The organism is Saccharopolyspora flava (assembly GCF_900116135.1).
GTDB lineage: Bacteria > Actinomycetota > Actinomycetes > Mycobacteriales > Pseudonocardiaceae > Saccharopolyspora > Saccharopolyspora flava.
Genome location: NZ_FOZX01000009.1, coordinates 219,006 through 242,094, shown reverse-complemented (window position 1 = coordinate 242,094; position 23,089 = coordinate 219,006). Strand labels below are relative to the sequence as shown.

Here is a 23,089-nt window from a genome sequence, read left to right as displayed (position 1 = left end):
GTCCACATCCCCAGCTTCCTCCCCCTCGAAGCGCCCCGCTCCACAACCGACCCGACGCCCGAGATCTCGTCGGGTGAGCGGACTGCCGGGTGGGGTGGGTGGTCACCAGGGGACAGTTTTAGTGAGAACTGTCTGGGCAAAACGGACATTGATCATGGGTGATTCGAGGAAAAACTGTCCCCTGGTGACTTCCCCACCGAACGGGAGCAGCGCACGAGGGGTGGAGGTTCTCGGGTGAACCTCCACCCCGCCAGCGGTCCGGTCACGTGTACCAGGTGGGTTCGGGGACCTCGCCGAGCAGCGCGTACCGGCCGACTTCGGTCCGCTTGTAGGCGACCGGGTCGTGCAGGCTGTGGGTGCGCAGGTTGCGCCAGTAGATGTCCAGTCCCACCGAGTTCGACGACGCGCGGGCACCGGTGAGCTCGAAGACGCGGGTGGCGATCTCCAGTCCCACGTCGATGACGCGCTGCTTGGCGGCGGCGATGCGCACGGCGACGTCGCCGCGCTGCCGCTCGGTCAGCGCCTCCCGGTCGGCGTGCAGCACGGCCGAGATCTCCTCCCCCGCCTTGTCCACCAGCGCCTCGGCCGCCCACAGCTTGGCCTGCAGGTCCCCGTAGCCGTCGAGGATGTAGAACTCCTCGCCCGCGGAGTCCTTGTTGTCGCCGCCGTAGGGCCAGGCCCGGGTGTGCCGGGAGGTGTAGGACAGCCCGGCTTCCAGCGCGGCCTGGGCGATGCCGAGGTAGAAGTTGGTGAACACCAGCTGGATGGTGGGCACGTTGAGCGTGTTGTAGGTCAGCGGCTGGAACTCCTTGTTCACGAACCCGGCCGCCGCGGCCCAGGGCACCCGCACGCCGTTGATCTCCACGCTGCCGGACTCGGTGAGGCGCTGGCCGAGGTTGTCCCAGTCGTCGCCGTAGACGATCGCCTCCTGCTGGGAGGGAACGATGGCGAAGACGTGCGTGTCGGTCCCCTCCAGCACCCCTTCCAGCACCGTCAGGTCGGACACCTTGCTGCCGGTGGAGAACGACTTGCGACCCCGGTAGACCAGCGTGTCGCCTTCGTCGGTGATGACCAGGTCGTTGTCGCGCGGGTTGACGGCGCCGCCGAAGAAGAACTCGTTGCCGGTGTAGAGCTGCTCGACCTCGGCGATCTGCTCGGGCGTGCCGACCAGCCGCGCCGCCCAGGCCCACAGGTAGTGGTAGCCGAGCAGCTGGCCGATCGACCCGTCGCCCCGGGCGACCTCGCGGATGACGCGGTAGGCGGTCTGCCAGGTCTCGCCCGCTCCGCCGTGCTCGCGCGGTCCGAGCAGCGTGACCAGGCCGGATTCCTTCAGCAGCCGGACTTCCTCGTGCGGGGTCTCGTTGGCGCGGTCGCGGGCGAGCGCGGTCTCGGCGAGGATGCCGGCGACCTCTCGGGCTCGCTGGATCCAGCCCCGGGTGGTCTCGGGTCGGTCGGTGAAGCGGCGTTGTGCGGTGGCGGTCATGACTTCACTCCTCCTGGTGTCTGGCGCTCAGCGGACGCCGACGGGGTCGCCGGTGCGGTCGAGGTCGGCTTCGAGTTCGCGGACGATCGGCAGGATCTCCTTGCCGAAGTGCTCGACGTCTTCGAGGTAGTGCAGGAATCCGAGCAGCAGCAGGTTCGCGCCGCGCTTCTTGTACTCGATGATGCGGTGGGCGATCTGCTCGGGCGTGCCGATCAGGCCGGTGCGGAATCCATCGTTGTACTGCACGAGATCGGCGAATTCCGAGTCGGCCCACATGCCCTTGCCGTCCGATGTGGAGTTCCCGGCCTGCTGCACGGACTTCCGGAATCCCTCGACGGCGTCCACGTCGGCCTTGTCGACGATCTCGCGGAGCACGTCGCGGGCTTCGGCTTCGGTGTCGCGGGCGATGAGGAAGCCGTTGAGCCCGAACCGCACCGCACGGCCGTTCTCGGCGGCGAAACCGCGGACGTCGGCGACCTGCTCGGAGAAGCCGTCGAAGTCCTTGCCGTTGCTGAAGTACCAGTCCGACACGCACCCGGCGAGCCGGCGGGCGGCGGTGGAGTTGCCGCCCTGGAAGATCTCCGGGTGCGGTCTGCCGGGCACGTCGTGGGGCTGCGGGCGGAGGCTGAAGTCGTGGATCTGGTAGAAGTCGCCGGGGAATTCGAAGTTCGGCTGGGTCCACAACCCGCGCAGCACGCGGATGAACTCCTCGGTCCGGCGGTAGCGCTCGTCGTGCTCCAGCCAGGGTTCGCCGAGGCCGGTGAACTCGTCCTTGAACCAGCCGCTGACGATGTTCACCGCGAACCGGCCCTGCGAGATGATGTCGGCGGTGATGCCGAACTTCGCCAGGATCGCCGGGTGCCACAACCCGGGGTGGGCGGCGACGATGAGCTTGAGCCGTTCGGTGGCGGTGAGCAGGCCGAGGCTGAACGCGGCCGGGTCGTGCTGCTGCGCGGCGCCGTAGCTGGAGGCGTAGCGGACCTGGCTGAGGGCGTACTCGAAGCCGCTGTTCTCGGCGAGCACGGCGAGCTTCTTGTTGTAGTCGTAGCTGAACTCGGTGCGCTGTTCGATGGTGCTGGTGACGAGGCCACCGCTGACGTTGGGCACCCAGTAGGCGAATTTCAGGGGTTCGTTGGCGGTCATGCGATCTGCTCCCATGCGAGCGGAATCGGGCAGGTTGCGTCGACGCACGTGGTGCACGTGCGTTCTCGGAGGTGATTCCCGCGCGAGCGCGCGGTGTTTCAGCGCGTCAGCGACACGACTGCGCGCCGACCCGGGCAAGGTCGACGTGCCGCCGCTCGGTGAGCGCGGGCGCGCCGACGGCGCTGAGCCCGTGGTCGGCGGCGAAGGCGCGGAGCTCGGCTCCGGTGGCCATGCGGGTCTCGTCGGCGGGGCTGACGAGGTGGGCGAACACCGCGGCGGGGGCGTGGCCCGCGGCGGCGACCAGGTGCAGCGCGGCCTGGGCGAGGCCGGGGCGCGGGTGGTCCGGGTCCACGGCCACCGGCACGAGGTGTCCGGGCCGGGTCAGGTCGGCGGGCACCGAGTTCGCGTCGGCGAGGACGCGGGCGGCGCGGGCGCGGTCGGCGGCCGAGATGCCGGTGCTGACCCCGACGGCGGCGTCGACCGTGACGCACACGGTGGCGGCGGTCTCGCGCCGGGCGCGGGGCGACATGGGCGGCAGGGCGAGCTCGTCGCAGCGGGATTCGGGCAGCGCGACGCACAGGAAACCGGAGGAGTGCCGGACCGCGAAGGCGGTGTTGTCGGCGTCGGCTCGGTCGGCGGCGAACACGATCCCGCCCTCGTCCCCGGCGTCGTGCACGACGACGATCTCCCCTGCGGCGAGGGCGGCCGGTGCGGTGGTCTGCTCGTCGATCAGCATGTGGGTTCCTTCGGGTCAGAGGTGCCCGTGCCGCGGCGGCAGGGTGCCGTTGAGGGTGTAGCGGCCGACGTGCTGGATCTTCCAGCGCACCGGGTCGTGCAGGGTGTGGGTGCGGGCGTTGCGCCAGTGCCGGTGCAGGTTGGCCGAGTCGAGGGCCGAGCGGGTGCCGGCGACCTCGAACAGCGCGTTGGTGATCTCGATGGCGGTGGCGTCGGCGAAGGCCTTCGCGGCGGCCACGGCGATCGAGGCGGCCCCGGCGGAGTCGTCGGTGAGGTCGGCGCGCGCCTCGTCGACGGCCGTCCCCGCCTCGCCCAGCAGCGCCTCGGCGGCCCGAAGCCGGATTCCCAGTTCGCCGAAGCGCTGGACGGTCAGCGGGTCCTCGGCGGCGGTGTCCACCCCGGCCTCGCCCCAGGGGCGGCTGCGGGTGCGGACGAACTCGGCGGCCTCGGCCAGCGCTCCGCCCGCGATGCCGACGTCGATCGCGGCGTGCAGCGCCTGCGAGAGCGCGCCGTGCAGCTGCGGCCGCTGGAAGGTCGCGTGGTGCGGCACGACGCGCTCGGCGGGCACCCGGACCTGGTCGAGTTCGACGGTGCCGCTGGCGGTGACGCGCTGCCCCATGCCCGCCCAGTCGTCGATGACGGTGACGCCCTCGGCGTCGCGCGGCACGTAGGCGATCTGCAGGAGGTCGTCGTCGTCCTTGGCCGAGACGGGGATCCAGTGCGCCAGCAGCGCTCCGGTGGCGTAGCCCTTCCTGCCGTGCAGCAGGAAGTCCCCGTCGCCGGTGGCTCGCAGCCGGGTCTGGATGTCCTGCACGGTGCGGCTGCCGGTTTCGGACTGGGCGTTGCCGAAGCGCTTGCCCGCCAGCACTTCCCCGAAGAAGAAGGCCTGCTGCTCGGGTGTCGCGCTCTCGCGCAGCACGTTGACGAAGGCGAAGTGGTTCTGCGGGATCTGCGCGATGCTCGGGTCGGCGGCCGCCAGCAGGCGGAACACCTCCAGCAGCGTGCGGGTGGTGATGTCGGCGCCGCCGTGCTCGGCGGGCACGGTCGCGGCGAGCAGTCCGCTGGCGGAGAGCTCGTCGAGTTCGGCGTGCGGGATCCGCCGCTCGCGGTCGCGGTCGGCGGCCTCGGCCGCGAAGGCCGCGGCCAGGCGGCGGGCGTGGGCGAGCGCTTCGGCGTCGTCGCGCAGCACGGCGGCCACCGGGGTGGGTGTGGTCGTCATCGAGGCTCCTCGGCGGAGTCGGAAAACGGCGCGCAGCAACGCGAAGAAGGAACTAACGCACCGAAAAGGATGAAGCGGGAGGTGATTCGACGATCAGCGGACGCGACACGCCTGCGCGGCCACGCGAACGAGGTCGACGTGGCGGCGCCTGGTCAGCAGATCCGCAGCGAGCACGATCTCATGCCACCAGCACCCCGCACCGGTGTCAACAGCCGGACCGGCGTTCCCACCCTGCGGACAACGACCTTTCCGGCATCGGTGATGAACAGGCCGAACTGTTCAGCCTGAACTTGTCAGTCTGGGCTGATGAGTTTACCGTGGACGGCATGACCGATCCCTCGACGCTGGCGACCTCGGTGCGCGTGCTGTTCGGCCGGTTGCGGCGGCGGCTCACCGAGATCCCCTCCGGCGACCTCACCGCGCCGCAGAGCTCCGCGCTCGCGCGCCTGCTCAAGGACGGTCCGTCCACGGCGAGCGGGCTCGCCGGGGCCGAGCGGATGCGCCCGCAGTCGATGGCGGCCATCGTCGCCGAGCTCGACCGGCGCGGCCTGATCGACCGCAGCCCCGATCCCGACGACGGGCGCCGCCAGGTCATCACCCTCACCGCCACCGGTCGCGAGCACGCCGAAGGCGCCCGCGCCAGCCGCGGCGAGTGGCTGTCGACCGCGTTCGCGGAGCGCTACACCGAGGCCGAGCGCCGCACCCTCGCCGAGGCCCTGGAACTGCTGGACCGCTTGGTGGACCCGTGAGCGCACCGGTCACCTTTGACCGCCGACTGCTGCCGGCGCTGATCTCGGGCGCGGTGCTCAACCCGATCAACTCCTCGATCATCGCGGTCTCGCTGGTGCCGATCGGTGTCGCCTTCGGCGCGCCGCCCTCGGCCACGGCCTGGCTGGTCTCGGCGCTGTACCTGGCCACCGCCGTGGGACAGCCGGTGGCGGGCAGCCTCATCGACCGGCACGGGCCGCGACGGCTGTTCCTCATCGCCGCCTCGCTTGTCGGGATCGCAGGCGTGATGGGCACGTTCGCCCCGAACCTCGGCGTGCTCATCGCGGCGCGGGTGCTGCTGGGCTTCGGCACGTGCGCGGGGTATCCGGCGGCGATCCGGCTGATCAAGGACCAGGACGGGCCGACGGGCGTGCTCACGGTCCTGTCGGTGTCGACGCAGACGATCGCGGTGATCGGGCCGCCCCTGGGCGGACTGCTGATCGGACTCGGCGGCTGGCGGGCGACGCTGGCGATCAACATCCCGCTGGCGGTGGTCGCCTTCGCGCTCGGCTGGTGGCGGCTGCCCAGGACGGCGCGCGCCCCCGGGCCGCGCCCGGGCCTGGACGTCGCGGGGATGCTGCTGTTCGCGGCGACGCTGGTGGCGCTGCTGCTGTTCCTGCTGCACCCGGGGCTGTCGGACTGGTACCTGCCGGTCATCGCCCTGGCGACCGGGGCGGGTTTCGCGGTGCGCGAGCTGCGGGCGCCGAACCCGTTCCTCGACCTGCGCCTGCTGGGCGGCAACCTGCCGCTGCTGATGACCTACGCCCGCGCGCTGCTGGCCTACCTGATCTCCTACGCGTTCCTCTACGGCTACACGCAGTGGATCGAGGACGGTCGCGGACTCTCGCCCGCGCACACCGGGCTCGTCCAGCTGCCGGTGTTCGCCACCGCGATCGCGGTGTCCACCGCGTCGAGCTCGCGGCTGAGCATCCGCGCCAAGCTCCTCGTCGGCGCGGCCACGCAGGTGCTGGCCTGCGGAGTGCTGCTGACCCTCGAACCCTCCAGCCCCATCGCGGTTCTGGTGCTGCTGTCGGTGGTTCTCGGTGTGCCGCAGGGGTTGAACAGCCTCGCGCTGCAGAACTCCGTGTACCACCAGTCGGATTCGGAGCGCGTCGGTTCGGCGGCGGGACTGCTGCGCACCTTCGGCTACCTGGGCGCGATCGTCGCCTCGGCCGCCCAGGGCGCGTTCTACGGCCGCTCCGCCGACACGCCCGGCCTGCACGAGCTGGCGGTGTTCCTGCTGGTGACCGCCGCGCTGTTCCTGGTCCTGGTCGTCGCGGACCGCTCGCTGCGCGACCTGGGCCGAGACCACCCACGAGATGAGGAGAGAGCATGACCGACATCGACCCCCGCAGCACGGCGCTGCTGGTGATGGACTACCAGGCGGGCATCCTCGGGATGCTGCCCGACGAGGCCGCCGACGCGCTGCTGGAACGCGCCGAGCGCACCCTCGACCGGGCGCGCGCCGCGGGAGTCCACATCGGATTCGTGCGGGTCGGTTTCACCGACGCCGACGTCGAGGCGATGCCCGCGACCGCGATGATGGCCGCCTCGCTGACCCCCGAGCGGCGCGCGTTCCTCGACGCCGACGCCCCCACCACCGCGGTGCACCCGCGCGTGGCGCCCCGGCCCGGCGACATCGAGGTCCGCAAGACCCGCGTCGGCGCGTTCTCCACCACCGATCTCGACGCGCGGCTGCGCGAGCGCGGCGTGAACACCCTGCTGCTGGCGGGGATCTCGACCAGCGGAGTGGTGCTGTCGACCGTGCGCGACGCCGCCGACCGGGACTACCGGGTCCGGGTGCTGGCGGACCTGTGCGCCGACCCGGACCCGGAGGTCCACGAGTTCCTGACCGGCCGGATCTACGCCGCGCACGGCCAGACGATCACGACCGCCGATCTGGACTGGTGACTCAGATCTGAGCGACCCCGCCGTCGACGGCCAGGACCGAGCCGTTGACGTAGCTCGCGGCGTCCGAGGCGAGGAACACCGCGGCGGCCGCGATCTCCTCGGGGTCGCCGTGGCGGCCGAGCGGGATCGTCTTCTTCGCCTCCTCGCGGACCTCGGGGGCCACGAGATCCAGCATTCCCGGCGTGGGGACCATGCCGGGTGAGACGACGTTGACCCGGAACTCGCGCTGCCCCGAGCTCAGCGCCCAGCCGCGCGCCAGGTGGTGCACCGCGGCCTTGGTCGCCGCATAGATCTCCAGGCCGGGCTGCGGGTGCGTCGCGGCGGTCGATCCGGTGAGGATGATCGACGCGCCGGGCCGCAGCAGCGGCAGCGCCTTCTGGACGGTGAAGACGGTTCCCTTGACGTTGACGCCGAACAGGGCGTCGAACTGCTCCTCGGTGACCTCGCCGAACGGCACGTCGATACCGATGCCGGCGTTGGCGACCACGACGTCGACGTGCCCAGCTCGCTCGCGGACCGTCTCGTAGAGCGCGTCGAGGTCGGCGGGCTTCGAGGAGTCGCAGACCACGGCGGTCACGTCCTCGCCGAGCTCGGCGATCGCCTCGTCGAGCGCTTCCTTCCGGCGGCCGGTGATGAACACCGTCGCGCCCTCGTCGCGGTAGGCCCGCGCGATCGCCCGCCCGATTCCGGTGCTGCCGCCGGTGACCACGGCGACCTTGTCCTGCAGGACGGCCACGCCGTCCACCTCCTCCAGTTATGGACCATTCCGTCCACAACTCTGCCCGTTCTGGACCGATCGGTCAAGAAGCCGTATTCTCATGCCGTGCCACGACCCCGGGAGTTCGACGAAGCCGGTGTCGTCGCGGCGGTCCGCCAGGAGTTCTGGGACAAGGGCTACGCGGCGACGTCGCTGGACGACCTCATGCGCGCGAGCGGGCTCGGCAAGGGCAGCCTCTACGGCGCGTTCGGCGACAAGCGGGCCCTGTTCCTGCGCGTGCTGCGCGACTACGACGAGGCCAACGACCGGAACCTCCGCGAACGCCTGGCCGCCACCGAGCGGGCAGTGGAGTTCGTCCGCGACTTCGTGCGCGGCCCGAGCTGCGACGCCGCGTCCGCCCGGCGCGGCTGCCTGCTGGCCAACACCACCGCCGAGCTGGCGCTGAGCATGCCCGACGTCGCCGCCGAGGCCCGCCGCAGCTACGAAGCGACCACCCGGGTGCTGACCGAGGCGCTCGAACGCGCCCAGCGCGAAGGCGACGTGGACGCCGAGACCGACGCCGGCGAACTGGCCCGGGCCGTGCTGGCCGCCCAGCTCGGCATCGTCGCGCTCGGCCGCACCGGGATGGGCGTCGACGAGCTCGCCACCGCGGCCGACTGCGCCCTGCGCAGGCTGCTGCCCGCTACCGGCTGAGCAGGCCCATCGTCGTGGTCGCCAGCGCGACCACCAGGATCGTCGAGCAGGTCCCCAGCGCGAACGCGCGCGGGCCCGTGCGCAGCAGCGCCTCCACGCGCACCGTCGTGCCCAGCGCGAACAGCGCGGCCGTGAGCAGCAGGGTGGTGACCGGCCGCGAGGCGTCGACGACGAACTCCGGCAGCACCCCGGAGCTGCGCAGCGCCACGGCCACCAGGAACCCGGCGACGAACAGCGGCATGATCGGCGGCCGCGTCCCCGTGGCGCGGTGCCTGCCGAGCAGGCTCACGCCGGTCACCAACGGCGCGAGCAGCACCACGCGGCTGAGCTTGACCACCACCGCCAGAGCCACCGCCGAGGCGCCCAGCGGCGAAGCCGCGGCCACGACCTGGGCGACCTCCTGCACGCCCGCCCCGGCGATCCGGCCGCCGAGATCCGGCCCGACGCCGGTGGCGGCGAAGGTGATCGGCAGCGCGACCATCGCGACGGTGCCGAACACCGTCACCATCGCCACGCTGGTGGCCACGTCCTCATCCTCGCGGTCGACCACGCCCTCGACCGCCGCCACCGCCGAGGCACCGCAGATCGAGAACCCGGTGGCCACCAGCAGCGACAGCCCGCGCGAGACGCCCAGCAGCCTGCCCAGCCACAGCGTCCCGGCGAAGGTCGCGGCGACCGTGATCAGCACCGCCAGCACCGTCCCCGGTCCCAGGCCGAGCAGCTGGCCGATGCTCAGCTGCAGCCCCAGCAGCACCACGCCCGCGCGCAGCGGCACCCGCGCCACCCACGCCAGACCGGGGCGGACACCGCCGGGCAGCCGCGGGAGGTTGCCGACCACGGCACCCAGCACGACCGCCACCGTCAGCGCGCTCAGCGCCGGGACCTGCGCCGACACCGCCATCGCGACCGCCACGGCCGCCCCGGTGATCGCGATCCCCGGCAGCAGGGCGGTGTCGGTGCTGGTCAGCGTCTTCACGACGATCAGCCTCGCCCAGCGGGCGCTGATCCGGTAGCCGTCACCCGCGCAGGTCGTCATAGCCACGTGGAATGCCCGCTGCCCTGCGGAGGGGTCCAGGACCTATCCTCCGGGCATGACCCCGCCGGATTCGGAATCGCTGCGCCTGCTCGTGCTCGTCGGCGAGCTGGGCAGCATCGGCGCGGCCGCCGCCGAGCTGCGCATCAGCCAGCCCTCGGCCAGCAAGCGGCTCACCCGGCTGGAACGCCAGCTGGGCCTGGACCTGCTGGAACGCACCCGGCAGGGCTGCACCACCACCCCGGCCGGGGAGATGGTGTGCGGCTGGGCGCGGGAGGTCCTCGCCCACGTCGACGGGCTGATGAACGGCGTGCGGGCGCTGCGGGCCCAGCAGGAGTCGAAGCTGCGGGTGGCCGCGAGCATGACCGTCGCCGAGTACCTGGTGCCGCGCTGGATCAGCCGGCTGCGCGAGGCGCTGCCCGAGGTGCACCTCGAACTCGACGTCACCAACTCCGCCGCCGTGACCGAGGCCGTCCGGCACGGCCAGGCCGATCTCGGCTTCATCGAGGCGCCCGACCCGCCCGAAGGTGTGTCGGTGCGCTACCTGACCGGTGACCGCATGATCGTCATCGTCCCGCCCGGTCACCCCTGGTCCCGGCTGCGGCGACCGCTGACGGCAGGCGAGCTGGCCGCGACCCCGCTGATCGTGCGCGAGCAGGGCTCGGGCACCCGGGAGAAGCTCGCCCGCGCGCTCGCCGAGGCCGGTGCGACACCGGTGGCGCCGCTGCTGGAGCTGAGCTCGACCACCGCCGTGCGCAACGCCGTCGTCGCCGGGGCGGGACCGGCGGTGCTCAGCGTCCTGGCCGCGGCCACCGACCTCGCCGAGAACCGGCTGGTGGAGGTGCCGGTCGCCGAGCTGGACCTGCGGCGCCCGCTGCACGCCGTGTGGCGGTCAGGACTGCAGCTCACCGGCCCGGCCGCCGCGCTGCTGGCCACCGCTGTGCGCGTCCCCGATTGACGGCAGCGCGCGAGCCGGTGCGGCGGCCTTGAGCAGCATCTCGTCGAACTCGGCCTCCGGGTCCGAGCCCAGCACGATCGCCCCGCCCGCCCCGATCCGCCAGCGGCCGTCGACCAGCACCATCGTGCGGATGACGATGTTGAGATCGGCCGCGCCCGAGCACCCCAGGTAGCCGATCGCGCCGGAGTACACGCCGCGCGCCCGGTCCTCGATCTCGTCGATGATCTCCAGCGTCCGCCGCTTGGGCGCCCCGGTCATCGACCCGCCCGGGAAGCAGGCCCGCACGCAGTCGATCACGTCGCGCCCGGCGCGCAGCTCGCCGCGCACGGTCGAGACCAGCTGGTGCACCGTCTCGTAGGTCTCCACCGCCATCAGCTCGGGCACGTGCACCGAGCCGACCTCGCAGACCCGGCCGAGGTCGTTGCGCATCAGGTCGACGATCATCAGGTTCTCGGCCCGCGTCTTCGGGTCGGCGGCCAGCTCGCGGCGGATCTCCGCGTCGCGCTCAACGTCCTCGCCGCGCGGGGCCGTGCCCTTGATCGGCTTGGCCTCCACCACCCGGTCCGGGGTGACCTTGAGGAACCGCTCCGGCGAGGAGCAGGCCACCTCGACGCCGTCGGCGCGCAGGAACGCCGAGTACGGGGCGGGGTTGCGGCGCCGCAGCCGCCGGTAGGTCTCCCAGGCGGGCTCGACGGCGGGCAGCTCGGCGGCGTTGGTCAGGCAGATCTCGTAGCTCTCCCCCGCCAGCAGGTGCTCCCGGCAGGTCAGCACCTCACGCACGTAGGTCGCCCGGTCGCGGGCCAGCGCCCGCTCGATCTCCGCGCCCGCGGCGTCGTCCGGTTCGGGCGGCGGCACCAGGCCGGACAGGGCGGCGCGGGTGTCGGCGAGCCAGTCGACCGCCGCCGCGCGGTCCCCCTCGCTCAGCGCCACCAGGTAGGTGCGGTCGCGCAGGTGGTCCACCGCGACGAACCGGTCGGCGAAGATCCACACCGCGTCCGGTGCCGGGGAGCGGTGCCGGTTCGGCGAACCGCACTCGGCCTTGAGCTCGTAGCCGAAGTAGCCCACGTAGCCGCCGGTGAAGTCGAACGGCAGCGGCGGGGCCTCGATCTCCCGGTCGCGCAGCTCGCGCTGCAACCGGTCCAGCACCGGCTCACCGGAACCGACCCGGTGGACCAGGGTTTCGCTCAGCGGACCGGAATCGTCGCCCAGGAACGAGAACCGCGACAGCCCCTCCTCCACCCGGGAGCTGTCCAGCCAGAACGCGCGGGCGGAGTCGGCGTACAGCCGCGCGAACACCGCCTCGGCGTCGACCGCGCCCGCGAGCTCCACCACGTTCGCGCGAAAACGCCGCGCGGCCGGGGACTTCGGCTCGGCGACCGGGTGGTGCCGGTGCGCGCGCCCCGGCGTCAGGTCGCGGAAGTTGGCCAGCAGCCGCTCGCCGTGCTCGGACTCGACCGACTCGGGGTGGAACTGCACGCCCCAGCGCGGCAGGCTCCGGTGCCGCACCGCCATCACCACGCCGTCCTCGGCCCGGGCGGTCACCCGCAGCTCCCCGGGAACCGGTTCGGCCACGCACAGCGAGTGGTAGCGCACGGCGCCGAACTCGGCCGGGATCCCGGCGAACATCGCGTCCCCGTCGTGCCGGACGCGGGTGAGGTGCCCGTGCCGCGCCTCCGGCGCCCGGACCACGCGCGCCCCCTCGCTCACCGCCAGCCCCTGGTGCCCCAGGCACACGCCCAGCACCGGGACGGTGGCACGCCGCAGGATTTCCGCGCCGATGCCGAAGTCGCGGGCGAGCTCGGGCGTGCCGGGACCGGGCGAGAGGACGATGTTGTCGTACTCGTCGAGGTCGAGGTCGCCCCAGGCGGCGTCGTGGGTGACCACGTGCGGCTCGCAGCCGTTGACCCGGGCCAGCAGGTGGAACAGGTTGTAGGTGTAGGAGTCGTGGTTGTCGACCAGCAGCGTGCGCACGACTCCCCGCGCAGCGCTCAGTTGCCCGGGCCCTTCTTGCCCGGTTCGCCCTTGTGCTCCTCGCCCTTGCCCGGCTTGTGCTCGTGGGGCTTCGGCGGCTGCGGGTGCTCGACCGGCGCGGGCGGCGGGGGCGGAGGCGGCGGGGGCGGAGGCGGCGGTGCGCTGGTGGAGGAGTCCAGGACCGAGTCGGACTCGATCAGCGGCTGGCGCACGCCGCGCAGCCCGAGCTGGTGGTGCTCGGTGATGCGGGTGCCGTCGGGCATCACCAGCACGATCCCGACGCGCACGGCGTTGCGGCCGGTGACCGTCGGCGGCTCGACGACCTGGACCTCGGACACGCTCGACCAGAAGGCCTCGTAGCCGTTCCTGCCCTGGGCCTGCAGCCCGGTGCCCAGCCGGGTCCAGGCGTTGGAGGGGTGTTCGGGCAGCAGCGCGTAGTAGTCGGACACGACGCGTTCGAGGTCGGCGGGCGCGGCCGTCTGCTGCTGCGGCTGCTCGTCCCCGGAGGGCAGCAGGAGCACCAGCGCGACCAGCACCACCGCGGTGAGCGCTGCGGCCGCCAGGTAGATCCAGCGGCGCGAGCGCCGCGGCGGCCCGACCGGGACGTTGTCCAGGCGGGTGCCATTGCCGACCGGCGCGGCCGCCTCGACCCGGCTCATCGGCTGGGTGAGGTCGGGTTCGGGCAGCGGGTTCGGCGCACCCGACCCCACGGCCCGCAGCGCCTCGGCGGCCTGCCCCGGGGTGGGCCGCTGCGCGGGATCGACCTGCAGCATCGTGGTCAGCACCGGCGCCAGGACCCCGGCCAGCTGCGGCGGCCGGAACCGCCCGGCGGCGACCTCGTGCAGCAGGGCGATCGAGTTCGTCGACTCCTCACCGAACGGCGGCACGCCCTCCACCGCCGCGTACAGCGTCGCGCCCAGCGAGTACACGTCGGAGGCCGGTGTCGGGGCCTGTCCCTGCGCGACCTCCGGGGCCAGGTAGGCGGGGGTCCCGGCGATGACGCCGGTGCGGGTGACCGACACGTCGTCGGCGGCGTGCGAGATGCCGAAGTCGGTGATCTTCGCGGTGCCGTCGTCGCCGAGCAGGACGTTGCCCGGCTTGATGTCGCGGTGGGTGATGCCGGCGGCGTGCGCGGCCTCCAGCGCGGCCGCGGCCTGCGCGCCCATGCCGGCGACCTTGCCCGGCGTCATCCGCCCCTTCTCCGCCAGCACGTCGGAGAGGCTGCGGGAGGGCAGGTACTCCATGATCAGCGCGGGCAGGCCGTCGTGCTCGACGACGTCGTGCACGGCGATCGCGTTCGGGTGGTGCAGGCGGGCGGCGATGCGGCCCTCGCGCATGGCGCGCTGCCGCGCCTCCTCGGCCACCTGCGGGTTCGCGCCCTCGGCGACGCTGAGCTGCTTGACCGCGACCGGGCGCTGCAGCAGCTCGTCGGCGGCCAGCCACACCACGCCCATGCCGCCGCTGCCCAGCCGCCGCTCCAGCCGATACCGGCCGGCCAGCAGCGCACCCACCTCCGTCACGCAGAACCCTTCCACTCGGCGAACCCCGACCAGGCTAACCCGTACGGATGACCCCGCTGCGCCCCCTGGCCACCCGGGCGCGAGATGACCAGGAGAAACGTCCACTTGCGGAACATCCGGCTCCGCTTCCCCACCCGTCCCGCCGGTGCGAGCTCGACCGTCGGCGCCGCGCTCGCGCTCCCACCCCCGGGACAAGAGCGGAACCCGACTCCCCCGGCCCGTCCGGGCGCGTTCGGCGCGGGCGCTATCGTGCTTGGCGTCGTGGCGTTTTCGCTTCGCCGGCGGTCATGTCGGACGCCGGGGCCCTGGACTCCTCGGAGGGGATGGCCTTGAGCAGCAACGAGATTCCGCGTTGGGCCGATCAGCCCACACCGTCGACGCCCGAAGAGTGGATCGCGAGAGCCCGTGCGGTGGCCCGAGTTCTGGCCGCCGACGCCGTGCAGCGCGACCGCGCCGGGACGCCGCCGACCGCGGAAGTCCGCCTGCTCAAGGAATCCGGACTGGTCACCCTGCTCGGCCCGGCCGAGCACGGCGGCGCCGAGCAGCACTGGACCACCGCCTGCCGCGTGGTCCGCGAGATCTCCGCCGGGGACGGTTCGATCGGCCAGCTGCTCGGCCACCACTACGTGTGGGCGTGGGCGATGCGGCTGGTCGGCACGCCCGAGCAGATCGCCGAGACCGACGAGCTCTACACCACCCGCGCGCACTTCTTCGGCGGCGTGGTCAACCCGCGCGACCGCGACCTGATCGTCACCGACGAGGGCGAAACCCTGCTCTACCGGGGCAAGAAGTCCTTCTCCACCGGCGCCAAGATCGCCGACCTGCTGGTCGTGGAGGGCACGCTGGAGCCCGGCGACCAGAGCGTGTTCGCGGTCGTGCCCGCCCGGCAGGACGCGATCACCTTCGGCGACGACTGGGACAACCTGGGCCAGCGGCTGACCGTGTCCGGCAGCGTGGAGATCACCGACCTGCGCGTCCCGTGGTCGGCCGCCGCCGGGTACGTCGACAAGCGGTTCCGCGCTTCGGCTTTCAGCACGCTGCACGTGCCCGCGCTGCACCTGGTGTTCGCCAACCTCTACCTCGGCATCGCCCAGGCCGCGCTGCGCGCCGGCGTCGCCTACACGCGCGGGCACACGCGCGCCTGGCCCTACGGCGGCGAGGGCAAGAACTCCGGGACCGAGGAGTTCTACGTCCTGGAGGGCTACGGAGACCTCCAGTCGAAGCTGTGGGCCGCGGAGACGCTCACCGACACCGCCGGGGCGAGCCTGGCGCAGCTGCTGCACTCCGATCGCGACGGCGTGACGCGCGAGATGCGGGGCCGCGCAGCGGTTCTCGTCTCGGCGGCGAAGCAGCGCACGATCGACGTCGGGCTGGAGATCGCCAACCGGATCTACGAGCTCACCGGCGCCCGCGCGACCTCCAACGCGGTCGGCCTGGACCTGTACTGGCGCAACCTGCGCACCCACAGCCTGCACGACCCGGTCGCCTACAAGCGCGTGGAGGTCGGCAGGTACGCGCTGCTCGGCGACCTGCCGACCCCGTCGGCCTACACCTGATCTACTCCGGCGCCTCGCCGTCGGTCCAGGTCTTGGGCGTGACGACGTGCAACGCGTTGCGGGCGACGCTGAAGGTCTGCGGCGTGCTGGAGACGACCTCGCCGTCGATGTTGATCGGCTGCGGTTCGTCGGTGACGACCTCGACCCGGCGGGTGCGGAACTGCTCGATCTGGTCGTTGGGCTCGCCGGTCTTGAGCCCCCGCACGACCCCGGCGAGCTGCCGGACGCTGCCCTGCCGGAGCACCGTGATGTCCAGCGCGTCGTCATCGATGCCGGAATCGCTGGCGGCGACCTGCCCGCCGCCGAAGTAGCGCCCGTTGGCGACCGAGATCTGCAGCAGGCTGTCGTAGGTGACGTCCTCGTGGTCCCCGTCGGGGAAGCGCAGCGTCGCGGAGAACGGCCGGTGCTTGAGGAACGCCTTGGCGGTGGCCACCGGGTAGGCCAGCGGGCCGACGAGGCGCTTGAGCCGCGGCGACATGGCCTGCGCGACCTCCGCCCCGATGCCCACCGAGGCGCGGTTGACGTAGTAGTTGTCCCCGCACAGCCCCAGATCGACGTCGACGATGTGGCCGCCGAGGATGGTCCGGCAGGCCCCGTCGAGGTCGTCGGGGATGTGCATGGTGCGCGCGAAGTCGTTCGCGGTGCCCAGCGGCAGCAGCCCGAGCGGCACGTCGCGGTGGGCGAGGCAGTCGACGACCGAGCTGACGCTGCCGTCGCCGCCGCCGACGATGATGAGGTCGTGGCCGCCGGCGGCGGCCGAGTCGACGGTCTCCACGAGCCGCGACGGATCGTTCAGCGGGTACGTGGCTCCCAGCGGGACGCCGAGCTCGCGCAGCCGCTCCAGGGCGTAGGCGTAGGCCTTCCCCCCGCTGCGCGAGTGCACGTTGACCACCAGGGCCGCTTTGGTGACAGGCCGCTCGATGCGAATGGTCCGCCTCCTGCGAAGTTCGAGGACACCGATGGCGTCCTTTCTACCTCCGCGAGGTCACGAATCGCACCTACGGGTGACGCCGCGGGTACGGCGAACCACCCCGGCGGCCCGCACCGGCGAGCACCGGGACTGCGGGACGTCGGACGATCAGGCGCGGACCGCGACGTCGGCGGTGACGACCCCGGTGTTGATCATCGGGCGCTTGGCGCGGCGGCTGCCCCACGGACCGTGCAGGGCGATCATGTCGGACGGGACCGGACAAGTGCGCCCGCCTTCGGCGATCCGGGTCATACCGGCTTCGGGGCGGGGCTGGGCGTGCTTGGACACAGTTCTCACCAGTGACGAGTAGACAAAGGGCAGAAAGGTTTCGGGCAGGAGAGCACGCGCTGCCGCAGATCCAGTATGCGCCATTCGATGTCGATCTTCACATCGGGGTCGTTGAACCCGGAACGATCACGGAGAACCCGGAACGATCACGGGCTCATTCCTCTGTGGACTCTTCCGGGGTGGGGGAAGTTTTCATGAAAACTTCGCCTCCCCCACACCCGAGCACGAGCCGCGAATTCAATTCACTTTCCACTGAACCCACAGGTCACACCATCACGAGGGCCGGTGCCCCTCGCCGGGTCGCGTTCACGGCGGCATGTCATCGTTGCGCCATGACCGCCGGGCAGCAGGCCGAGCCGATCGCACCGCAGTCCCCGCCCTCCCCCGGGCAGCGCTTCCACACCGCGATGGAGGCGGTGACGCGAAGACTCCCCTTCGGGCTCTCCCGCGTCGTCGCGCCCAGCTTCCTGGGCTTCGCGCTGATCAACGGCTCCACCTTCGCCCTCGACCTGCTGCTGCTCACCCTGTTCCGCAGCGCGCTGCACTGGCCCGTGCCGGTGGCCTTCACCGTCGCCTACCTGATCGCCTTCACCGCCAGCTTCCTGCTCAACCGGGCGCTGAACTTCCGCTCGCACGCACCGGTCGGACCGCAGGCCGGGCTTTACTCGGTCGCGGTGGCGATCAACTACCTGGTGTTCATCCTCGGCCTCGGCTCCGGGCTGGCGGCGCTCGGCACGCAGTACCACCTGTCGCGGCTCATCGCGGGGGCGTGCGAGGCGGCCTACATGTACAGCGCGATGCGCTGGGTCATCTTCCGCGACACCGGCGGCCGCGCCGACTGAGGGGGCCGCGTGCGCGGGATGGTCCGGAGGCTGACGTCAGCCGACCACGACTTCGTGCGGAGCACCGCCGCGTGGCCGCGCAGCGCCGCCGACCCCGCACTCCGACGCCTCACCCACCTCGCCGACCACAGCAAGCTGTGGCTCGGGCTGGCCGCGGCGCTGGCCACCCGCCGCGGGCGACCCCGCCGCGCGGCGCTGCGCGGAGCCGGGGCGGTCGCGTTCACCAGCGCCGTCACCAACGGCATCGGGAAACCGCTGCTGCCCCGGCGGCGTCCGGCCGCGAACCTGCTGCCCGAGCACCGCAGACTCGCCGCCCCGCCGACGTCCTCGTCGTTCCCGTCCGGTCACGCGGCCTCGGCCGCCGCCTTCACCGCCGCGGTGTCGATGGAATCGCCCCGGCTCGGCCTGGCGCTGCTGCCGCTGGCCGGGGCCGTGGCGTACTCGCGCGTGCACACCGGCGTGCACTGGCCCACCGACGTGCTCGTCGGCGCCGCGATCGGCACCGGCGTCGCGGTGGCCACCCACCGCTGGTGGCCGGTCCGCCCCGCCGCGCCCGGCCTCGCCCGCCCCAGCGCGCGCACCGCCGCGATCGAGCGCGGCGAAGGCCTCGTGCTGCTGGTCAACCCGGCCTCCGGCGGCGGGGACCCGTCGTGCGAGCTCGCCCGGCTGCTGCCGCGCGCCGATCTCGTGCACCCGATCCCGGGCCGCGATCTGACCGAGCAGCTGCACGCGCACCTCGACGCCACCGGGAACGCGCAGGCCCTCGGGGTCGCCGGAGGGGACGGCAGCGTGGCCGCGGCCGCGGCGGTGGCGGCCACGCGCGGTCTGCCGCTGCTGGTGGTGCCGACCGGCACGCTCAACCACTTCGCCCGCGACCTCGGGATCGTCGACGCCGCCGACTCGCTGCGCGCGCTGAGCAGCGGGTCGGCGGTCGACGTCAATCTGGGCGCGGTGCTGGTGGACGACCTGCCGCAGCGGTGGTTCGTCAACACCGCGAGCCTCGGCGGCTACCCGGACGTGGTGCGGCTGCGCGAGAAGTGGGCGCCGCGCTGGGGGAAGTGGCCGGCCGGAGCGGCGGCGCTGGTGCGAGTGCTGGCCAGCGCGGAGCCGATCCCGGTGCGGATCAACGGTTTTCGGCACCGGATCTGGCTGCTGTTCGTCGGCAGCAACGGGTATCGGCCCAAGGGCCTGGCTCCGACGTGGCGGCCTCGGCTGGACACCGGCGTGCTCGACGTCCGCTACGTCCGCGCGGACCTGCCGTTCTCCCGAGCCCGGTTCGTGGTGGGCGCGCTGACCGGAGCCCTGTTCCACAACCGCGCTTACGTCCAGCAGGAGTGCCGGCGGGTGCGAGTGGAGGTGCTCGGCCCGCCGGTGGCCCTGGCCCGCGACGGCGAGGTGTCGGTCACCGGCCGCGCGTTCACCTTCGCCGCCCGCGACGGAGCGCTCCAGGTCTACCGGCCCGAACGAGACGAACCCCGGGCGACGCCGCGTCCCGCGTTCGGCGTCGCCCGGGGTCCTTCGTGATGCGTCGTCAGGCGCCGATGGTGGCGGTGTCGATGACGAAGCGGTAGCGCACGTCGCTGCCGGTGACGCGCTCGTAGGCCTCGTTGACCTGGTCGGCGGAGATGGTCTCGATCTCCGCGCCGATGCCGTGCTCGGCGCAGAAGTCCAGCATCTCCTGGGTCTCGGCGATGCCGCCGATCATCGACCCGGCCAGCGACTTGTTGCCGGCGATCAGCGAGAACGCGTTGTAGGACAGCGGGGTGCCCGGGGCACCGACGTTGACCATCGCGCCGCCGACCCGCAGCAGGCTCAGGTAGGAGTCGACGGGCAGGTCGGCCGAGACGGTGTTGAGGATCAGGTCGAAACGTCCCGCCAGGGTCTGGAAGGTCGACTCGTCGCTGGTCGCGTAGTAGTCCTTCGCGCCGAGCTTGAGGCCGTCCTCCTGCTTCTTCAGGCTCTGGCTCAGCACCGTCACCTCGGCACCCATCGCCGCGGCGATCTTGACGGCCATGTGGCCGAGACCGCCCAGGCCGACGACGGCGACCTTCTTGCCGGGGCCCGCACCCCACTGGCGCAGCGGCGAGTAGGTGGTGATGCCGGCGCACAGCAGCGGGGCGGCGACGTCGAGGCCGATGCCCTCCGGGATGCCGCAGACGAACGAGTCCTTCACCACGACCTGCTGGCTGTAGCCGCCGTAGGTGTTCTCACCGTCGAAGCCGACGCCGTTGTAGGTCTGGACGTTGCCCTTGACGCAGAACTGCTCGGTGCCGGCCTGGCAGTACTCGCACTCGCCGCAGGAGTCGACCATGCAGCCGACGCCGACGCGGTCGCCGACCTTGTACTTGGTCACCTCGGAGCCCACCGCGGCGACGGTGCCCGCGATCTCGTGGCCCGGGACCATCGGGAAGATCGCGGTGCCCCAGTCCTCGCGGGCCTGGTGGATGTCGCTGTGGCAGATGCCGGCGTAGGCGATGTCGATCAGCACGTCGTTCGGCCGCAGGTCACGTCGCGTGATCGTCGTCTGCTCCAGGGGTGCCCCCGGGGACGGAACGGCGATAGCGTTCGTGATCGTGCTCATGAACCCTCCATGGAACAGCTTGTGCACGAGCCCTCGATGTAAGAGCCTTCTTACATCGAGACGTAAGAGGGGTCTTACATATTCCGAACGAGAGATGTGATCCAGGCCATGACCGGGAAGTACCACCACGGTGACCTGCGCGCCGAGCTCGTGCGGGTCGCGCTGGACCTGATCGCCGAGCGCGGCCCCGACGGCTTCTCCGTCGCCGAGATCGCCCGCCGCGCCAAGGTCAGCCCCGGAGCGCCCTACCGGCACTTCCCGGACCGCGACAGCCTGGTCGCGGCGGTCGCCACCCAGGTCGCCCACCAGCTCGCCGACGAGGTCGAGCAGGCCGCGGGCGAGCACACCGACCCGGTGGAGGGGCTGGCCGCCGCGGCGGGCGCCTACACCGGCTACTTGATCCGCCAGCGCGTCGGCATGGACCTCATCAACACCGAGATCCTCCAGGGACCCCGCTACGCGGACCTGCACGACCAGACCCGCCGCCTCACCGACCAGCTCCTGCTCCGCACCATGCAGGTGGCGGCCCCCGCCGACGCGCTGGAGCTCATGGAACAGCTGTTCACCCAGGCCCACGGCTACGGCACGTTCTGGCTCAACGGGGTGTTCACCAAGCACGGCTACACCCCGGCCCTGGTGGTCAGGAAATCAGCCCAGGCAGCCCGCCTCGCGGTCCAGGGCCACCTCCACACCACCCCCTGACCCGGCGACCCCCCGATCACTCCCCGTGTCCGCGAAAACCGGGGTTTTCGACCGGTCAAAAACCGCAGGTTTCGACCCGACGAATACCGCAGGTTTTGACCGGTCGAATACCGCAGGATTTGACCTCGGGTGGGGTCAGCCGGGGGTGGGTTGGGCGTCGAGGGCCTGGATCTCGCGGACGCTGTCGGCGAGGGTGCGGTTGGCGAGGGAGGCCAGGACGGCGTTCTCGGCTTCGGCCGTGAGCTCGGCGAAGTACTCGCCGGTGCGGGCGGCGACCATGCAGACGTGCTCGCCGTCGGGCGAGCGGGCCCAGAGAGGCTTGTCGCCGACCGCGCAGCGGTAGATGTCGGCGAGGGTGATCTCCTCGGCGGGCCGGCCCAGCCTGGCACCACCGCCGCGACCCTTCGTGCAGATCACGAGACCCTCGTTGTGCAGCGGGACGAGGAGCTTGCGCACCAGGCTCGGGTTGGTGCTGAGCTCCTCGGCGAACTGGGTAGAGCTGCGCACCTCCGAGCCCTCCTCGGCCGCGATGGCCAGCCGCATCATCACCTGAAGCGCCCGGCAGAACCGGATGTCGAGCACGTCTCCCACCTCCGTCCGCAGGTCAGGCCGCAGTCTAGCAACGATCCCAGAATAGCGACTGTCACAGTTGCAGTTGGCTGAATCGAATATGTACGTTTGTCTTGCACACTTCATCTCCGGGACGTCACGCCTGGAACGCAGGACAGGAGACCTTCACTGTGAGCAGTCGCGCTTCGCAGGCACTGGCCCGCCCGTTCACGCTCGGCTCGGCCGAGCTGCCCAACCGCATCGTGATGGCGCCGATGACGCGCACCATGTCCCCGGGCGGCATCCCCGGCGAGGACGTGGCCGCCTACTACGCCCGCCGCGCCGCCGCGGGCACCGGCCTGATCATCACCGAGGGCACCTTCGTCGACCACGCCTCGGCCGGCATGAGCTCGCGCATCCCCCGCTTCCACGGCGAGGAGCAGCTGGCCGGGTGGGCGCGCGTGGTCAAGGACGTGCACGCCGCGGGCGGCAAGATCATGCCGCAGCTGTGGCACGTGGGCATCCAGCGCCCGGCCGGTTCCGGCCCGTTCAAGGACGCCCCGGTCGTCGGCCCGTCCGGCATCGGCATGGACGGCGCGCCGGGAGCCGGTTCGCCGCTGACGCTGAGCGACATCGACGACCTGATCAACGCCTTCGCCGAGGCCGCCTGGGCCGCTGAGCGCATCGGCTTCGACGGCATCGAGCTGCACGGCGCCCACGGCTACCTGATCGACCAGTTCCTGTGGGAGCGCACCAACAAGCGCACCGACGCCTACGGCGGCAACCACGTCGAGCGCACCAAGTTCGCCACCGACATCGTCAAGGCGGTCCGCGAGCGGGTGTCGCCGGACTTCCCGGTGGTGCTGCGGTTCTCGCAGTGGAAGGCGCACAACTACGACGCCAAGCTGGCCACCGACCCCGACGAGCTCGCCGAGATCCTGGCGCCGCTGTCGGACGCCGGTGTCGACGCCTTCCACGCCTCGGGCCGCCGCTACTGGGAGCCGGAGTTCCCGGAGTCCGGTTCGGAGCTCAACATCGCCGGCTGGACCAAGAAGCTCACCGGCAAGCCGGTCATCACCGTCGGTTCGGTCGGCCTGGACGCCCAGTTCGAGCCGGAGACGCTGGGCACCAAGGGCGCCTCGGTGGAGAGCATCGAGCGGCTGCTGGAGCGCTTCGAGCGCGAGGAGTTCGACCTGGTCGCGGTCGGCCGCGCGCTGCTGGCCGACCCGGAGTGGTCGGCCAAGGTCCTCGACGACCGCCAGCACGAGCTCGTCCCGTTCGCCAAGGACGCGCTCAACACCCTCCACTGAGAATCCCGTCCGGTGACGACTCGGGTGCGTGGGGACGCGCAGTTTTCATGAAAACTTCCCTCCCCACGCACCCAACCCGAGATCTCCGCTGAAACCCCACCACCAGAGAACGCGCTGGTAGCAGGGCATCCGAGGTTCA

The 23,089-nt window shown here is 72.0% G+C and carries 22 protein-coding genes; 10 read left to right on the top strand and 12 right to left on the bottom strand.

Going from position 1 to position 23,089, the window contains the following annotated elements; all coding sequences use genetic code 11:
• Positions 1 to 262: 262 nt before the first annotated feature.
• From BM424_RS23220 to BM424_RS23205, 4 genes are all read right to left on the bottom strand, one after another.
• Positions 263 to 1,483, bottom strand: coding sequence for an acyl-CoA dehydrogenase family protein (locus BM424_RS23220; protein WP_093421839.1), 1,221 nt, complete (start codon positions 1,481 to 1,483; stop codon positions 263 to 265).
• A gap of 27 nt (positions 1,484 to 1,510) precedes the next feature.
• Positions 1,511 to 2,626: a dimethylsulfone monooxygenase SfnG gene (gene sfnG, locus BM424_RS23215; RefSeq protein WP_093421837.1), complete on the bottom strand. Its 1,116-nt coding sequence runs from the start codon at positions 2,624 to 2,626 to the stop codon at positions 1,511 to 1,513.
• A gap of 106 nt (positions 2,627 to 2,732) precedes the next feature.
• Entirely contained in the window at positions 2,733 to 3,362 is a 630-nt protein-coding gene (locus BM424_RS23210) for a 3,4-dihydroxy-2-butanone-4-phosphate synthase (protein ID WP_093421835.1), read from the bottom strand.
• 15 nt (positions 3,363 to 3,377) lie between these two features.
• Positions 3,378 to 4,580, bottom strand: coding sequence for an SfnB family sulfur acquisition oxidoreductase (locus BM424_RS23205; protein WP_093421832.1), 1,203 nt, complete (start codon positions 4,578 to 4,580; stop codon positions 3,378 to 3,380).
• A gap of 326 nt (positions 4,581 to 4,906) precedes the next feature.
• Here BM424_RS23205 and BM424_RS23200 point away from each other — a divergent pair, with 326 nt between their 5' ends.
• From BM424_RS23200 to BM424_RS23190, 3 genes are read left to right on the top strand one after another with little or no spacing between them, the layout of a single operon-like run.
• Positions 4,907 to 5,329 carry a MarR family winged helix-turn-helix transcriptional regulator gene (locus BM424_RS23200; RefSeq protein ID WP_217649805.1) on the top strand — a complete coding sequence of 141 codons (423 nt, stop codon included), beginning with the start codon at positions 4,907 to 4,909 and terminating at the stop codon, positions 5,327 to 5,329.
• Positions 5,326 to 6,684 carry an MFS transporter gene (locus tag BM424_RS23195; RefSeq protein WP_093421826.1) on the top strand — a complete coding sequence of 453 codons (1,359 nt, stop codon included), beginning with the start codon at positions 5,326 to 5,328 and terminating at the stop codon, positions 6,682 to 6,684. The genes BM424_RS23200 and BM424_RS23195 overlap by 4 nt, the downstream gene beginning before the upstream one ends.
• Complete coding sequence (locus BM424_RS23190) at positions 6,681 to 7,259, top strand: cysteine hydrolase family protein (protein WP_093421823.1); 579 nt, start codon at positions 6,681 to 6,683, stop codon at positions 7,257 to 7,259. The genes BM424_RS23195 and BM424_RS23190 overlap by 4 nt, the downstream gene beginning before the upstream one ends.
• A gap of 1 nt (position 7,260) precedes the next feature.
• Here BM424_RS23190 and BM424_RS23185 read toward each other — a convergent pair whose 3' ends face one another.
• Positions 7,261 to 7,995 carry an SDR family NAD(P)-dependent oxidoreductase gene (locus BM424_RS23185; RefSeq protein WP_093422019.1) on the bottom strand — a complete coding sequence of 245 codons (735 nt, stop codon included), beginning with the start codon at positions 7,993 to 7,995 and terminating at the stop codon, positions 7,261 to 7,263.
• Between the two features lie 87 nt (positions 7,996 to 8,082).
• Here BM424_RS23185 and BM424_RS23180 point away from each other — a divergent pair, with 87 nt between their 5' ends.
• Positions 8,083 to 8,670 carry a TetR/AcrR family transcriptional regulator gene (locus BM424_RS23180; protein ID WP_093421820.1) on the top strand — a complete coding sequence of 196 codons (588 nt, stop codon included), beginning with the start codon at positions 8,083 to 8,085 and terminating at the stop codon, positions 8,668 to 8,670.
• Here BM424_RS23180 and BM424_RS23175 read toward each other — a convergent pair.
• Complete coding sequence (locus BM424_RS23175) at positions 8,660 to 9,706, bottom strand: YeiH family protein (RefSeq protein WP_093421818.1); 1,047 nt, start codon at positions 9,704 to 9,706, stop codon at positions 8,660 to 8,662. The genes BM424_RS23180 and BM424_RS23175 overlap by 11 nt on opposite strands.
• 55 nt (positions 9,707 to 9,761) lie before the next feature.
• Between BM424_RS23175 and BM424_RS23170 the strand changes: the two genes are divergently transcribed.
• Positions 9,762 to 10,661, top strand: a complete 900-nt coding sequence (locus BM424_RS23170) for a LysR family transcriptional regulator (protein WP_093421815.1) — start codon at positions 9,762 to 9,764, stop codon at positions 10,659 to 10,661.
• On the opposite strand, the gene pabB is transcribed toward BM424_RS23170, so the two are convergent.
• Positions 10,596 to 12,632 carry an aminodeoxychorismate synthase component I gene (gene pabB, locus BM424_RS23165; RefSeq protein WP_093421812.1) on the bottom strand — a complete coding sequence of 679 codons (2,037 nt, stop codon included), beginning with the start codon at positions 12,630 to 12,632 and terminating at the stop codon, positions 10,596 to 10,598. The two genes, BM424_RS23170 and pabB, sit on opposite strands and share 66 nt — an antisense overlap.
• 17 nt (positions 12,633 to 12,649) lie before the next feature.
• Entirely contained in the window at positions 12,650 to 14,152 is a 1,503-nt protein-coding gene (locus tag BM424_RS23160) for a serine/threonine-protein kinase (protein WP_093421809.1), read from the bottom strand.
• Between the two features lie 410 nt (positions 14,153 to 14,562).
• On the opposite strand from BM424_RS23160, the gene BM424_RS23155 reads away from it, so the two are divergent.
• On the top strand, positions 14,563 to 15,708 hold the full coding sequence (locus BM424_RS23155) for an acyl-CoA dehydrogenase family protein (RefSeq protein ID WP_245776064.1): 1,146 nt from the start codon (positions 14,563 to 14,565) through the stop codon (positions 15,706 to 15,708).
• A 1-nt stretch (position 15,709) separates the two neighbouring features.
• On the opposite strand, the gene BM424_RS23150 is transcribed toward BM424_RS23155, so the two are convergent.
• Positions 15,710 to 16,600: a diacylglycerol/lipid kinase family protein gene (locus BM424_RS23150; RefSeq protein WP_245776063.1), complete on the bottom strand. Its 891-nt coding sequence runs from the start codon at positions 16,598 to 16,600 to the stop codon at positions 15,710 to 15,712.
• Positions 16,601 to 16,786: 186 nt separating this feature from the next.
• Positions 16,787 to 16,975, bottom strand: coding sequence for a hypothetical protein (locus BM424_RS28545; protein WP_139274139.1), 189 nt, complete (start codon positions 16,973 to 16,975; stop codon positions 16,787 to 16,789).
• Between the two features lie 398 nt (positions 16,976 to 17,373).
• Here BM424_RS28545 and BM424_RS23145 point away from each other — a divergent pair, with 398 nt between their 5' ends.
• Positions 17,374 to 17,808 carry a GtrA family protein gene (locus BM424_RS23145; protein WP_093422014.1) on the top strand — a complete coding sequence of 145 codons (435 nt, stop codon included), beginning with the start codon at positions 17,374 to 17,376 and terminating at the stop codon, positions 17,806 to 17,808.
• 54 nt (positions 17,809 to 17,862) lie between these two features.
• Complete coding sequence (locus BM424_RS23140) at positions 17,863 to 19,332, top strand: bifunctional phosphatase PAP2/diacylglycerol kinase family protein (RefSeq protein ID WP_245776062.1); 1,470 nt, start codon at positions 17,863 to 17,865, stop codon at positions 19,330 to 19,332.
• Positions 19,333 to 19,339: 7 nt separating this feature from the next.
• On the opposite strand, the gene BM424_RS23135 is transcribed toward BM424_RS23140, so the two are convergent.
• A complete protein-coding gene (locus tag BM424_RS23135; protein ID WP_093421804.1) occupies positions 19,340 to 20,389 on the bottom strand; it encodes an NAD(P)-dependent alcohol dehydrogenase in 1,050 nt (349 codons plus the stop codon).
• Between the two features lie 108 nt (positions 20,390 to 20,497).
• Between BM424_RS23135 and BM424_RS23130 the strand changes: the two genes are divergently transcribed.
• A complete protein-coding gene (locus tag BM424_RS23130) occupies positions 20,498 to 21,091 on the top strand; it encodes a TetR/AcrR family transcriptional regulator (protein ID WP_245776061.1) in 594 nt (197 codons plus the stop codon).
• Between the two features lie 135 nt (positions 21,092 to 21,226).
• Here BM424_RS23130 and BM424_RS23125 read toward each other — a convergent pair whose 3' ends face one another.
• Positions 21,227 to 21,673 carry an Rrf2 family transcriptional regulator gene (locus BM424_RS23125; protein ID WP_175548224.1) on the bottom strand — a complete coding sequence of 149 codons (447 nt, stop codon included), beginning with the start codon at positions 21,671 to 21,673 and terminating at the stop codon, positions 21,227 to 21,229.
• Between the two features lie 158 nt (positions 21,674 to 21,831).
• Here BM424_RS23125 and BM424_RS23120 point away from each other — a divergent pair, with 158 nt between their 5' ends.
• Positions 21,832 to 22,950: an NADH:flavin oxidoreductase gene (locus BM424_RS23120; protein WP_093421797.1), complete on the top strand. Its 1,119-nt coding sequence runs from the start codon at positions 21,832 to 21,834 to the stop codon at positions 22,948 to 22,950.
• The last annotated feature ends 139 nt before the right edge of the window (positions 22,951 to 23,089 follow it).

Excerpts from the sequence above, each read along its gene's own strand:
- BM424_RS23175 (WP_093421818.1), bottom strand. The coding sequence starts at position 9,706 with ATGACGACCTGCGCGGGTGACGGCTACCGGATCAGCGCCCGCTGGGCG.
- BM424_RS23220 (WP_093421839.1), bottom strand. The coding sequence starts at position 1,483 with ATGACCGCCACCGCACAACGCCGCTTCACCGACCGACCCGAGACCACC.
- BM424_RS23200 (WP_217649805.1), top strand. The coding sequence starts at position 4,907 with ATGACCGATCCCTCGACGCTGGCGACCTCGGTGCGCGTGCTGTTCGGC.
- BM424_RS23130 (WP_245776061.1), top strand. The coding sequence starts at position 20,498 with ATGACCGGGAAGTACCACCACGGTGACCTGCGCGCCGAGCTCGTGCGG.
- sfnG (WP_093421837.1), bottom strand. The coding sequence starts at position 2,626 with ATGACCGCCAACGAACCCCTGAAATTCGCCTACTGGGTGCCCAACGTC.
- BM424_RS23145 (WP_093422014.1), top strand. The coding sequence starts at position 17,374 with ATGGAGGCGGTGACGCGAAGACTCCCCTTCGGGCTCTCCCGCGTCGTC.
- BM424_RS23135 (WP_093421804.1), bottom strand. The coding sequence starts at position 20,389 with ATGAGCACGATCACGAACGCTATCGCCGTTCCGTCCCCGGGGGCACCC.
- BM424_RS23205 (WP_093421832.1), bottom strand. The coding sequence starts at position 4,580 with ATGACGACCACACCCACCCCGGTGGCCGCCGTGCTGCGCGACGACGCC.
- BM424_RS23190 (WP_093421823.1), top strand. The coding sequence starts at position 6,681 with ATGACCGACATCGACCCCCGCAGCACGGCGCTGCTGGTGATGGACTAC.
- BM424_RS23210 (WP_093421835.1), bottom strand. The coding sequence starts at position 3,362 with ATGCTGATCGACGAGCAGACCACCGCACCGGCCGCCCTCGCCGCAGGG.
- BM424_RS23170 (WP_093421815.1), top strand. The coding sequence starts at position 9,762 with ATGACCCCGCCGGATTCGGAATCGCTGCGCCTGCTCGTGCTCGTCGGC.